The sequence below is a fragment of the Nitrospirota bacterium genome (assembly GCA_004296885.1).
GTDB lineage: Bacteria > Nitrospirota > Nitrospiria > Nitrospirales > Nitrospiraceae > SYGV01.
The window spans coordinates 1-12800 of sequence record SCVN01000002.1 but is presented as its reverse complement, the minus strand read 5'-3'; the positions used below and the strand labels follow the sequence as shown (position 1 = coordinate 12800).

Sequence of the window (12800 nt, the reverse complement as noted above, 5' to 3'; positions counted from 1 at the left end):
CCCGGCCGCTTGACCGGGCCGCCATGCCTATGTTACAAGAACATTCCTTTACACTCAGAATCAACGGAGAACATCCCATGCCAGTTGTGCACAAGTCAACGATTAAGCGGGCCCGTCAGGCCATCAAGCGCCACCAGCGGAACCGGACCATCCAGAGTTCGGTGAAAGGGATTCTGAAGAAGGTCCTGACCGCTGTGGAGGAGAAAAAGGCCGACGAAGCCAAGGCCGGGTTGCGCGAAGCCGCGTCGGCTCTGGGGAAGGCCGTCAGCAAAGGCGTTCTCAAGCCCAACACCGCGTCCCGACGGATTTCGCGTCTCACCGTCAAGGTCAACGCCCTCGCCGCCGCGAAGTAACTCCCCGTTCATCGCGATCCTCTCATCGCGAGGCGCCGCGCCCGGCTTCCTTCGGGCGCGCGCAGAGGTCCAGCAGCAGCGTTTCCAGCACGCGGGTCTTGGAGCCGCCGCTTGCCCCTTTCAACTTGGAATCCGTCTCCGCAAACTTCTCGAAGGCCGACCGGAGGCGGGCCTCTGAAAAGGACCGGCCCAGGTCCGACTCCCTCCCCCACTGTCCTCCCTGCTCCTTCGCCTTCCACATCCGCCGATATTGCCAGGCCAGCGCGCCCAGGATGCGCAAGGGATCTTCTCCCGCTTCCAGGTTGCGCGCGAGGATGCGCAGCGCCTGCGCCCGATTCTGCGCGCCGATTGCGCCGGTCAAGTCGAAGACCGAGGCGCCCGGTTCCGTGCCCTTGAGGGTCTGCACGTCGGCCGCGCGCGCGACGGCCCCTTCGCCCACGTAGGCCGCCAGCTTCTCCAGCTCGCGTCGGATCAGGTAGAGGGAACCGCCGGCCATGTCTTTCAACGACGCAGCCATGTCCTTGAGCAACAGCACGGCTTCGTCTTCCACCTTCACCCCGACCCGGCTCGCTTCCGCCTTGATCCAGGCCGGCAACTGGCCCTCCGGCGGCGGCGCACAGTCCGCGAGGACCGCGCGCTTCATGAGCGCTTGGGAGAACTTCCGCCGCTCGTCCATCTTCTTCCCCGCCACGAAGACCAGCGCGGTGGTCTCGCAGGGCTCCGCCAGGTAGGACAACAGCTTTTCCCCTTCCGCCGCCGGCAACTTGTCGGCCGTCTTGACCAGGATCAACCGGCGCGACGCGAAGACGGGGGCCTCCCCGGCGCGGGCCAGGATCTCCGACGCGTCGGTTTCATCGCCATAGAGGAGATCGTAGTTGAAGACTTCCGTGCCGCTGCGGTCCGCCCCCTCGGCCCCGCCGAGCACTGCCGCTTTGATCGCGGCCACCGCCTGGTCCACCAGATAATCGTCCACCTCGAAACTGTCTTTCCTGCCTCCCCGCTTTTCGCCGGTGACCAGATAGAGGGGCGCCGCCCCGTCTTTCGCGATGGTGGAAACGATGTCCTGGAGTCGCACGTGAGCCCTCGGTGTTCCCTATTTGGCGTCGGGACGGGCGGCCGGCGGAGTTGCCGGATTTGAGGAGGCCTTCGTGGGGCCATTGTCCAAGCGGGCCAGGAAGCGCGTGGCCAGATCCGCCGCGATCTGTCGGCCCGCCTGTTCCAGCGCCCGGTTTTGGAGCACACGGTTGAACTGCAAATCGTTCGTCAGGAAGAACTCGCCGGCCCCGATGGATTGCTGCGTCCAGATTTCTTTCCCTTGGCGAAGATCCTGCACTGTGGCCTTGACGGTCACCGTCACCCGTTGCTCGAAGGTGGCGTTCTGGTTGAAGCTGAGCGAGGGGGTGACGACGTTGACGATCTGTGCTTTCATAAACAGATCGGCGGCGACCTTGTCGTTGACGACCTCCACCCCGCCGCCCGCGGAAAATTCGTGCCTCGTGTAGGCGGTGAACTTCTGTTCGAGGTTCGGTTCGAAGGTATGGTTGTCGAACGGAGCGATGGCCAGCTTCGGCGTCGGCCCCTTTGGCTTATCGGTTTTGTCGGTCTGGGCGGAGGACGGCTTCCCGCCCACGACCGGCCCCGCCCCTTCCACCCGGAACTGATAGCCGCAACCGGCCGTGAACGGTAAAAAGTAAAAAGTGAACAGTGAAAAGTAAAGAGCGAATGGCACCCTGAGCCGACTTCCTACCAGACCTTTCACTGTTGACCTTTCACTTTTCACGGTTCGTCGGCTGACTAGACGACGAAATTGACGAGCTTCTTCGGCACATAAATCACTTTGCGCGGCGGTTTGCCCTGAAGCCACTCGACGAGCTTTTGGTCCTGCTGCGCCAGTGCGACGATCTCCGCCTCGCTGGCATCCGCCGCGACCTCGATCTTGCTCCGCAGCTTCCCGTTCACCTGGAGGGGAATTTCCAACCGCTCGCTCACGACCAGGGCCGGATCATAGGCCGGCCAGGGCTGCTCGGAGACGCTGGGTTGCTTGCTCAGCCGTTCCCACAATTCCTCGGCCAGATGCGGGGCGAAGGGCGCCAGCAAGAGGAGGAACGGCTCCAACAGAGCCCGCGGCCGCTGCTCGAGCTTGGTCATCTCGTTGGTGAAGACCATCATTTGCGCGATTGCCGTGTTGAACCGCAGCGCGTCGATATCCTCGGTCACTTTCTTGATCGTCTGATGGAGCACCCGCAGCTGATCCGGCGCCGGCTCGGCTCCGGTGACGGCCTTGCTCAGATGCCCCTCCTCGTCCATCGCCAGCCGCCAGACCCGGTCCAGAAAGCGCGTGATGCCTTCGACGCCCCTGCTGCTCCAAGGCTTGGCCGCTTCCAAGGGCCCCATGAACATTTCATAGAGACGCACGGCGTCCGCCCCGAACTGGTCCATCATGTCGTCCGGGTTCACGACGTTGCCGCGCGACTTGGACATCTTCTGGTTGTCTTCGCCCAACACGGTCCCCTGGTGGACCAGCTTCTTGAACGGCTCCGGAGTACTCACCACGCCGATGTCGTGGAGCACTTTGTGCCAGAAGCGCGAGTAAAGCAGGTGCAGGACCGCGTGCTCGCTCCCGCCGATGTAGAGGTCCACGGGCATCCAGTACCGTTCCTTGGCCTGGTCCACCAACCGGCTCTGGTTCTTCGGATCGATGAAGCGCAGGTAGTACCAGCAAGAGCCGGCCCACTGGGGCATGGTGTTGGTCTCGCGGCGGGCCGGCTTGCCCGAGGCCGGATCGAGGGTGGCGAGCCAGTCGGTCAGGTTGGCGAGCGGGCTCTCGCCGGTCCCCGACGGTTTGAAGGTCGTGGATTCGGGCAGCCGCAGCGGCAATTGGTCCTCCGGAAGGGGGCGAGGTTCTCCGTCCACCCAGACAATGGGAAAGGGTTCGCCCCAATAGCGCTGCCGCGCGAAAAGCCAGTCGCGCAGCTTGTAGTTGACGGCCTTGCGGCCCTTGCCCGAAGACTCCAGCCAGGCGGTGATCTTCGGCATCGCGTCGGCGGGCAGGAGACCATTGATCGAGAAGGACCCGTCAGGCGTGGTGGAATTGACGACGATCCCACGCCCCGTGTCCACGAACACTTCCTGTTCGACGTTCCCTCCGGCGATGACCTCCCGGATCGGCAACCGATAGGTGCGGGCGAACTGCCAGTCCCGTTCGTCATGGGCCGGCACCGCCATGATGGCGCCGGTGCCGTAGCTCATCAGCACGTAGTCGGCGATCCAGACGGGCAGCCGCTCCCCGTTCACAGGGTTGATCGCATAGCCGCCCGTGAAGCAGCCGGTCTTCTCCTTCTCCAATTCCTGCCGTTGCAGGTCACTCTTGCGCGCCGCAGCCTCCCGATAGGCCGTGACCTCGGAGCGATGCTCGGCCGTCGTCACCGCCTCCACCAGCGGATGTTCGGGCGCCAACACCATATACGTGGCACCGAAAAGAGTGTCCGGTCTGGTGGTGAAGATGCGCAAGTTGCCATTGACCCCGGCCAGGGGAAACTCTACTTCGGCGCCGATCGAGCGACCGATCCAGTTTTTCTGCATTTCCAACGTGCTGGTCGGCCAATCCACCAGCTTCAGGTCGTCCAACAGCCGGTCCGCATAGGCCGTGATCTTCAATACCCACTGGCGCATGGGTTTGCGGACAACCTCGAAGCCGCCGACCTCGCTCTTCCCGTCCACGATCTCTTCGTTGGCCAGGACGGTCCCCAGGGCCGGGCACCAGTTGACCGGCACTTCCGCCACATAGGCCAGGCCCCGCTCGAAGAGTTTCAGAAAGATCCACTGGGTCCAACGGTAATAATCCGGATCGGTCGTGCTGAACTCGCGTTCCCAATCGTATGACAGCCCCGCGCGTTTCATCTGGCGCCGGAAGGTGGCGATGTTCTGGGCCGTCGTGGTGGCCGGATGGATGCCGGTCTTCACGGCATACTGCTCCGCCGGCAGGCCGAAGGCGTCCCAGCCCATCGGGTGCAGGACGTTAAAGCCCTTCATCCGTTTGTAGCGGGAGACGATGTCCGTGGCGGTGTACCCCTCCAGGTGACCGACGTGCAGGCCTGAGCCGGAGGGGTAAGGGAACATGTCGAGGCAGTAAAACTTGGGCTTGCCCGGCTCCTCCGTGACGCGGAACGTCCGGTGCATTTCCCAGTAAGCCTGCCACTTGGCTTCGATCGCCCGATGGTCGTAGGTTTTGCTCATGAATCAAGAACGTCCAAAAGTCATAAAGTCTAAAAATCTTCAAGTCCGACAGACTTTATGACGTTAAGACTTGCCGACTTTCAGACTGTTGTTGCGACGCGAATCTAACATAGACGAACCATGAAGGCCAATTGCGGCCAACTGGACATATCGGTGATCGCCTGTTAGGCTACGGCCTTCATTTTGCCGCACCAGTTCCTATGAGCAGGAAGAAACGCCCCTCCGTGACCAAACGCTCACCCCGCCCCGCAGTGCGCAAGCCGCAGGCATCTCGCACCGCCGCCTCGCAGAAGACCAAGCACCTCGCGCACTTGCAAACGCTCTATGCGCTCGGCATGACCCTGTCCGGGGATCCTTTGGAGGTCTTCGCGCAGGCCGCGCGCATGATCGGCGAGTCGTTCGACGTGCGCGTGGTCTGTTTATCGGAAATCGTCGGGGAAGAATTGTACTTCAAGGCCGTCTATATCAACGGCCAGGTCATGACGGATGCGGGACATTGTCCGCTGGCCGTCACGCCCTGCGCCACTGTCGAGCGCACCAGGGACGTGCAAATCTTCGACCGCGTCATGGAGCGATTCCCACAGGCGACTTTTCTCCAGGAGCATGACGCTTACGCCTATTGCGGCTTCCCCGCCTTGGCCAACGATCACCGTGTCGTCGCGGTCACGTGCCTTCTGGACGACAAACCGCGGGAGTTCAGCGAGGAGGATCAAGAGGTCCTGCGCATTTTCGGTCAGCGCATCGCCCTGGAAATCGAGCGCGATCGCCACCTCACCGAGCGCAAGCAAGCCGACGAAGATTTGCGGCTGGCCCGATTTACGATCGAGCAGGCCAGTGACGCAATTTACTGGGTCAACCCGCACGCCGAGATCATGGAGGTCAACGAAGCGGCCAGCGTCATGCTGGGTTACTCCAAAGATGAATTGTGTCGCATGACCGTGCACGACATCAACCCCGATTTCCACACGGACATGTGGCCGGCCTACTGGGCCGCTACCAAGGAAAAAGGGGGAGCGGTATTCGAAACCTCCCATCGCGCCAAGGACGGCCGGCGCATCCCGATCGAGATCAACGTCAAATACCTCTCCTTCGAGGGACGCGAGTACCACTGCGCGTTCGTGCGCGACATCACCGAACGCAAGCGGGCGGAGAAACTGCTCGCCCGATCGCGTGATTTCTATCTCGGCATCCTCCAAAATTTCCCGGCGATGATATGGCGCTCGGGCGTGGACGCGAAGTGCGACTATTTCAACAACACCTGGCTGACCTTCACGGGTCGAACGCTGGAACAGGAACTGGGGAACGGCTGGGCCGAAGGCGTGCATCCCGATGACGTGGACCGATGCATTACACACTACCTGAAAGCATTTCACGCCCGTGAACCGTTCATCCTGGAGTATCGGCTGCGCCGTTATGACGGCGAATACCGGTACATTACCGATTATGGAGGCCCCTTCCACGACTTGGAGGGAAGCTTCACGGGGTTTATCGGTGCCTGTTTCGACATCACCGAACGCAAGCGGGCGGAAGAAGCGCTCACAATGCAATCTCGCGTGCTGGAGAGCATGGCGGAAGGCGTCAGCCTATCCGACGAACAGGGGTTTATCCGTTACACCAATCCGGCCGAGGATGCCATGTTCGGATACCGACAAGGCGAGCTGATCGGCCAACACGTCACGGCTCTGAACGCCTATCCCCCGGACGAAAACTCGCGGATCGTCGGCGACGTGGTCGAGCAACTGAAGGCGCGGGGGGTCTGGTCCGGCGAATTCGGCAACCGCAAGAAGGACGGCACGCCTTTTACGACGTTTGCCCGCATCACCGCCCTGGCAATATCAAACAAGACGTACTGGGTGTGCGTTCAGGAAGACGTCACCGGACGCAAGCAAGCGGAAGGAGCCCTGCGCCAGCTCCAGGCTTTCCTCAACTCAATCGTCGAGAACATTCCCGGCATGGTTTTTGTGAAGGACGCTCAGGATCTGCGGTTCGTACTGTTTAACAAGGCCGGCGAGGACTTGATCGGCTACTTGCGTGGGGATTTGATCGGGAAGAGCGACTACGACTTCTTCACGAAAGAGCAAGCCGATTTCTTCACGGCCATGGATCGGGCAGTCTTGGCTGACGGTCGACTCTTGGACATTCCGGAAGAACCGATCCAAACCAAGGATAAGGGCCAGAGACTGTTGCATACCAAAAAGATTCCCATCCTGGATGAGCAGGGTGTGCCCCGCTATCTGCTGGGTCTGTCCGAGGACATCACCGACCGCAAGCGTCTCGAGGAAGAGCTGCGCCAGGCGCAGAAGATGGAGGCGGTCGGGCGGCTGGCCGGCGGCATTGCACATGACTTCAATAATTTGTTGACCGTGATCGGCGGGTGCAGCGACCTCATCCGGTGCCGGATTGAGCTCCAGGACCCGCTGAGCCGGTATGTCCGCGACATTAAGACGGCCTCCGACCGGGCCACGTCGCTGACCCGACAGTTGCTGGCGTTCAGCCGGCGGCAGGTGCTGGAACCCAAGGTGTTGTGCCTCAACGACTCCATACTCGCCATGGACCCGATCCTCCGACGACTGATCGGCGAACATATCGAGTTGGTGCCGGCCTTGAGCCAGGACCTCGGCCCGGTTAAGGCGGATCCCGGTCAGATCGAGCAAGTCATCATGAACCTGGCTCTCAACGCACGGGATTCCATGCCGAACGGAGGCCGGCTGACGATCGCAACCGTGAACGCGACCTTCGACCAGGGCGACGCCGGCAAGCCTTCCAACCTTCCGTCCGGCGTCTACGCGCAGCTGATCGTCACCGATACCGGCCAGGGCATGGACAAGGCCACCTTGGCCCACCTGTTTGAGCCATTCTTCACGACGAAGGACGTGGGGAAAGGAACCGGGCTTGGGCTCGCGACGGTCTATGGGATCGTGGCGCAAAGCGGCGGAGCCATCTGGGCATCCAGCGAGCCGGGTCAGGGCGCCACGTTTACGGTCTGCCTTCCGCAGGTGGCGCAAGCACCGGAACCATCGTTACCCTCGGAGCCGTCACACCGATCGACCCGCGGTTCCGAAACCATTCTTCTGGCCGAGGACGAACCAACCGTCCGTGCACTGGTTCGCGAAGTGCTGGAAGAGCAGGGCTACCGGGTGCTGGAAGCGAAGAACGGGGCGGAAGCCTTGGCGCTCGCCGGACAACATGCCGGTCCGATTCACCTCCTCCTGACCGACCTCGTCATGCCCGAGATGAGCGGTCACGCGCTGGCACGCCGATTGACGTCGGCCCGTCGAGAGCTCAAGGTTTTATACATGTCCGGCTACACCGAAGATCAAAACCTACACCAAGGCATCCACGACGCGCAGGCGGCGTTTCTGCCCAAACCCATGCCGCCCCAGACGCTCCTCCACAAAGTCCGCGACCTATTGGATGCCTCTTCCTAGCCCGCATCATTCATGAGGGCTAGCGCGGGAGGCCTCGGTTCATCAGCACATGAAACGTCTCGATGGACCGGTGACGGGACGACGGTTGGGGCGGGAGCTGCGAGCTGGACGTGGAGCGGTGGACGATGTGGCCGATCCCGAAGGCTTGCGCGGCGGCCAAACAGGATTCGTCGTCGTCGATATAGAGGGACCGGGCGGGATCGAAGCCGATGAGTTGCCGGCAGACGGGCCAGTATTCCGGCCGCATCTTCAGGTAGCCGACCTCGAAGGCATTGACGATCCGTTCCACGTGTCGGTCTACGCCGGTTTTGGCGGCCTTGATCGCAATCCCGCTTGCATGGGCGTTCGTGACGATATGGACGCGCTTGCCCTGCTCGCGCAGGTGGGCGAGAAAGTCTTCCGCATCCGGCAGAAAGCGAATCAAATGGTCGAACTCTTTGGTCAGCGCCACCAGATCCATGTCCAGCAGCCGGGACCAATAATGGAGGTCCGTCCAGGCCAGCTCCGTTTCGACCGACCGGTACATGGCGAGCAGCTTCGCCAGGGCCTCCGCGAACGGGAGCCCATGCCTGGCCGCATAGCGTCGCGGCAATTCTTCTTCGAAAAAGAAATTGTCGAAATGCCGGTCGAGCAACGTCCCGTCCATGTCCAGCAGGACGTCGTCCACGGCATCCCAATCGAAGACGTGAGGGGCGAGGGGTGAGGGGTGAGAAGTCATTGCAGCAAGAGCATACGTTACGGCCCGGCCCGTTCGACCAGGCGGACGCCTCGCCTTAAGAGCTCGGGGCTCCCGAGGAGCTGCGGGGTCTGTTCGTTGTTGAAGTCCCGCCTGGCCTTCCGTTCCACCTGCGGCTTCAGATAGCTGAAGAGCTCGGCCAGATCCACCGACCCGTCCTTGTTTCGATCGGCCTCCCCTTGCAACCCTTTGAGGAAGAAATAGGTCAGGAGTCCGTGGCCTTTCTGGTCATAGGTGCTGGAGACCTGATCGCCCTGGCTGGCCGCCAGCACGACCGTCTTGCCTCCGGCCAGGACCGGATTCTCCACCGAGAGGACCATCGGCCTCATCCCTTTGGCGATCACCGATCGGCCGCCCGCGCCGGAGAAACAAGAATCCAACATGACGACGATTTCCTTGGCTTGGAGCTTGCCCACCTGGTCGTAGAGCCGCTTCAAGGGGTAGCCGGTCGCGTCCACAAAGGCCGGATCTCCGTCGTAGGGCACCAGGTAGGCATCACCGGTCTTGGGATTGGGCGCGCCGTGCCCGGAAAAATAAATGAACACTGAGGCCCCCGGCTCGACTCGCTTGGGCAGCCAATGTTCGATGTACTTTTCCAAGTCGGTCTTGGCGGCTCGGTCATTGAGCAGCACCGCCACGTTCTCCTCCTCATAACCCATGACGTTCGTCAGATAGGTACCCATAATCTCGGCATCATGGGAGGCATAGTCGGCCTTCGGAAGCTTATTGCGATAGGTATCGATGCCGATGACGACTGCGTAGGCGTTCTCCCTGGGCTTCGCACGTACAGCCGGCGGCTGGTCCACGTCGCTCGCCGGGACGGCTGCTGGTGCGGGTGACGCGGGCGCCGCAGTGGGCACCGACGGGGCATCGGCCGCTCCCAATAGCCGAGCCTCGGCCTGTTGAAGCAGCCGGATAACCCTGGTATTGCCCTTCTCCTGCGCGACCGTCAAGGGAGGGCGCCAGTCCTGCATGATATCGATTTCCCTGCCTTTGACGCCCGGATCTGCGCCATGCTCCAACAGCATTTGCACGATCTCGGCATTCCCATTGCCTCTCACCGCCCACCAGAGAGGCTGCGTACCCCAGTAATCGGGTATCGAGACGTCCGCCCCTCGATCGAGCAATAACTTCACGACTTGTGCATGGCCTGCTGAAGCTGCCGAGGACAAGGGAGTAAACTTGAAGCGATTCTGACTGTTGACGTTGGCTCCTCGCTCCAGCAACAGCTGCACAATCGAGAGATGTCCACCGGCAGCCGCAGCATGTAGGGCGGTCCGTTCAAAGTCATCGGCCTTATTCACATCTGCACCGTGGCTGAGCAGGAACTGCACGACTTCCATCTTGCCGTTTTGCGCCGCCCCGACCAGCGGCACCTCTCCGTCAATACCCGATGCCTCGTTAATGACCGCCCCCTGACCCACCAGGGTCTGAACGGCCTTGAGATCGCCCCGCTCCGCCGCATTGTACAACTCCGACGCGCAGCCGCTCGACAGCCCTGCGAACAACACCAGGCCCAGCATGATTCTGATCCGTGGCTTCATGGCACTTCCTCGCACACCGGCAATGAATCGCCCGAGGCCTCAACCGCCTTTATTATACGCTGCCCCCTCCTACGTTTCTTGTCTTTGTCGAAACCCCTGTGGTACGGTCCGTTGCCATGTCTGCACCATTGATCGCCATCATCGGCCGGCCCAACGTGGGCAAGTCCACGCTGTTCAACCGCATCCTGGGCGGGAAGCCCGCGATCGTGGACGACGTGCCGGGCGTGACCCGCGACCGCAACTACGCCGACGGGACCTACCGGGGCCGGCCGTTCCGCCTCGTGGATACGGGCGGACTGGACCCGGCTGCCGCCGACGGCATGTTGGCCCTGATCAAGCGCCAATCGCAGATCGCGATCGCGGAAGCGGACATCCTGATCTTCGTGATGGATGGGCGCGCGGGTCTGACGCCTCCGGACGAGGAAGTGGTCACCCTTCTGCGCGGCATCAACAAGCCGGTGTTCTACGCGATCAATAAGATCGACACGCTCAAAGCCGAGGCTCTGATGGCCGACTTCTACAAGATCGGACAGGGCCAGTTCTTCCCGGTCTCGGCCGAGCACGGCATCGGGGTGGATGACTTGCTCGATGCCTTCCATCACCTGCTGCCGGAAGGGGAAACCGACCAGAGCCCGGCGAACCTGCCGCGCATCGCCGTGGTGGGCCGCCCCAATGTCGGCAAATCCACGCTGGTGAACAGCCTCCTCGGGGAAGATCGGGTCCTGGTCAGCGCCGTAGCCGGCACCACGCGCGATCCGATCGATACGCTCGTGACCTATCAGGACCGCAAGTACGTCTTCACCGACACGGCCGGCATCCGGCGCCGCGGCAAGATCGAACGGGGCATCGAAGGCTTCAGCGTGGCCCGGGCTCTGAAAGCCATGGGCCGGTCGGACATCGCCGTCCTGCTGCTGGATGCGGTCGAGGGCATCACCGAACAGGATACGAAGATCGCCGGGCTCGCCCTGAAGCAAGGCCGCGCCTGCATCCTGGTGGTCAACAAGTGGGACCTGCGCGAGAGCGACCCGGAGGCCCGCCAGGAATACGAGGCCGAACTCCAGCGGAAGTTCCCGTTCCTGCCCTGGGCGCCGGTGCTGTACGGCTCGGCCATGAAGCCGGACTCGGTGCGCGAGATCTTCCGGCTGATCGATCGGGTGGTCAATGCTTTCACGGTCCGCGTGCCCACCGGACCGCTGAACAAGTTCCTGCAAGCCATTCTGGAAGAGAATCCCCTCCCGGTCCGCAAGGGCAAGCCCAGCAAGGCGATCAAATCCGTCTTCATGACCCAAGTGGCGACGAAACCGCCGGCCTTCGCGCTCTTCGTGGGCCACCCGGACGACGTGACTAAAAACTACCTCCGGTTCCTGGAAAACCGCCTGCGGGAACAATACGACTTCCTCGGAACCCCCCTCCGCATTCTCGTGCGCAAGAAGTAAGCGCCGTGTTTTGGCGCATGCGCCCAGGGCTCGCCGCATGACTTGACAAATTCTTAAGTTAGAATTAGTCTAATCACCATGAAGACGCCGGCCCAACATCTCATCGAAAAATCCGTCAAGGTCACGGCCCAGCGGGCGGCCGTCCTGGAATTTCTCCAGGGCAATACGGATCACCCCTCGCCCGACGAGGTCTATCGCAAGGTCCACAAGCGCTTTCCCTATATCTCCCGCGCCACGGTCTATAACACGATCAAGACGCTGGTGAAGGCCGGCATGCTCCAGGAAGTGCTGATCCAGCAGGACAAGACACGCGTGGACCCCAACGTGTCTCAGCATCACCACTTCAAGTGTCTGCGGTGCGGGAACGTGGAAGACATGCCCTATGCGCTGATGACGGCCGATCGTGTGCGCAAGAGTCTTAAGCGCTACCAGGTCGAGGAGGTGCGCCTAGTCGTCGAAGGAGTATGCGCCCGATGCCGCTGAACGATTGCGCGGCATGTGTCGAACATCACATGGCCTGTTGCAGGATTTGGGAAGGAGGTTCGCAATGAAATTCAAACCGTTGATGATCCTGTTGTCCGCATGTTTGTTGACGGCGCTGGGGCCAGGCAGCGCGCTCCCGTCCGACGCGGCGCGCGGGGCCGTATCGCCCGCCACGGGGAACTACAAGTTGCAGCTCCCCTTCGGTCTGGACGAGAGCGCCATCGTCATCCCGGCCGACAATCCCCTGACGAAGGGCAAGATCGAGTTGGGACGGCTCCTGTTTTTCGACAAGCGCTTGTCGAAAAACAATACGATCGCCTGCGCCAGCTGCCACATGGCGCAATTCGCCTTCACGGACGGCAAGCCGGTGTCGGCCGGCATCCACGGGCTCAAGGGAGGCCGCAGCGCGCCCGCGTCGCTCAACCGGCTGTTCAGCAAGGCCCAGTTCTGGGATGGCCGGGCCGCCACGTTGGAGGAGCAGTCGGTCGGGCCGCTTGTCAACCCCGTCGAGCATGGCTTTGCCAATCATGACGAGATGGTCGCCAAGATGAAGAAAATTCCCGGCTACCGGAAACTGTTCAAGG

The 12800-nt window shown here is 61.9% G+C and carries 10 protein-coding genes; 5 read left to right on the top strand and 5 right to left on the bottom strand.

What is annotated here, in order from left to right:
- The first annotated feature begins 77 nt into the window (after positions 1-77).
- On the top strand, positions 78-353 hold the full coding sequence (locus EPO61_00365; protein TAJ10770.1) for a 30S ribosomal protein S20: 276 nt from the start codon (positions 78-80) through the stop codon (positions 351-353).
- Between the two features lie 22 nt (positions 354-375).
- Here EPO61_00365 and holA read toward each other — a convergent pair whose 3' ends face one another.
- The 3 genes from holA to EPO61_00350 are packed head-to-tail and all read right to left on the bottom strand — an operon-like array spanning position 376 to position 4589.
- A complete protein-coding gene (gene holA, locus EPO61_00360; GenBank protein ID TAJ10769.1) occupies positions 376-1428 on the bottom strand; it encodes a DNA polymerase III subunit delta in 1053 nt (350 codons plus the stop codon).
- An 18-nt stretch (positions 1429-1446) separates the two neighbouring features.
- Entirely contained in the window at positions 1447-2217 is a 771-nt protein-coding gene (locus EPO61_00355; protein TAJ10768.1) for a hypothetical protein, read from the bottom strand.
- A complete protein-coding gene (locus EPO61_00350) occupies positions 2148-4589 on the bottom strand; it encodes a leucine--tRNA ligase (GenBank protein ID TAJ10767.1) in 2442 nt (813 codons plus the stop codon). Before EPO61_00350 ends, EPO61_00355 begins: the two co-directional genes overlap by 70 nt.
- Positions 4590-4789: 200 nt before the next feature.
- Between EPO61_00350 and EPO61_00345 the strand changes: the two genes are divergently transcribed.
- Positions 4790-8017 (top strand): PAS domain S-box protein, encoded by a 3228-nt coding sequence (locus EPO61_00345; protein ID TAJ10766.1) that lies wholly within the window; start codon positions 4790-4792, stop codon positions 8015-8017.
- A gap of 19 nt (positions 8018-8036) precedes the next feature.
- On the opposite strand, the gene EPO61_00340 is transcribed toward EPO61_00345, so the two are convergent.
- Together EPO61_00340 and EPO61_00335 are read right to left on the bottom strand one after the other, a co-directional pair.
- Positions 8037-8735, bottom strand: a complete 699-nt coding sequence (locus EPO61_00340) for a haloacid dehalogenase (protein TAJ10765.1) — start codon at positions 8733-8735, stop codon at positions 8037-8039.
- A 17-nt stretch (positions 8736-8752) separates the two neighbouring features.
- Positions 8753-10297: a peptidase C14 gene (locus EPO61_00335; GenBank protein ID TAJ10764.1), complete on the bottom strand. Its 1545-nt coding sequence runs from the start codon at positions 10295-10297 to the stop codon at positions 8753-8755.
- A gap of 116 nt (positions 10298-10413) precedes the next feature.
- Between EPO61_00335 and der the strand changes: the two genes are divergently transcribed.
- From der to EPO61_00320, 3 genes are all read left to right on the top strand, one after another.
- The gene (der, locus tag EPO61_00330) at positions 10414-11733 is read left to right on the top strand and encodes a ribosome biogenesis GTPase Der (protein ID TAJ10763.1); all 1320 of its coding nucleotides are present in this window, start codon (positions 10414-10416) and stop codon (positions 11731-11733) included.
- Positions 11734-11811: 78 nt separating this feature from the next.
- Complete coding sequence (locus EPO61_00325; GenBank protein TAJ10762.1) at positions 11812-12216, top strand: transcriptional repressor; 405 nt, start codon at positions 11812-11814, stop codon at positions 12214-12216.
- Between the two features lie 82 nt (positions 12217-12298).
- Positions 12299-12800, top strand: a 502-nt coding sequence (locus EPO61_00320) for a hypothetical protein (GenBank protein ID TAJ10978.1), incomplete at its 3' end; no start/stop codon positions are given.

What these genes read in the sequence shown, in the direction of transcription:
- EPO61_00365 (TAJ10770.1), top strand. Translation starts at nt 78, where the DNA reads ATGCCAGTTGTGCACAAGTCAACGATTAAGCGGGCCCGTCAGGCCATC.
- EPO61_00350 (TAJ10767.1), bottom strand. Translation starts at nt 4,589, where the DNA reads ATGAGCAAAACCTACGACCATCGGGCGATCGAAGCCAAGTGGCAGGCT.
- EPO61_00345 (TAJ10766.1), top strand. Translation starts at nt 4,790, where the DNA reads ATGAGCAGGAAGAAACGCCCCTCCGTGACCAAACGCTCACCCCGCCCC.
- EPO61_00340 (TAJ10765.1), bottom strand. Translation starts at nt 8,735, where the DNA reads ATGACTTCTCACCCCTCACCCCTCGCCCCTCACGTCTTCGATTGGGAT.
- EPO61_00335 (TAJ10764.1), bottom strand. Translation starts at nt 10,297, where the DNA reads ATGAAGCCACGGATCAGAATCATGCTGGGCCTGGTGTTGTTCGCAGGG.
- der (TAJ10763.1), top strand. Translation starts at nt 10,414, where the DNA reads ATGTCTGCACCATTGATCGCCATCATCGGCCGGCCCAACGTGGGCAAG.
- EPO61_00325 (TAJ10762.1), top strand. Translation starts at nt 11,812, where the DNA reads ATGAAGACGCCGGCCCAACATCTCATCGAAAAATCCGTCAAGGTCACG.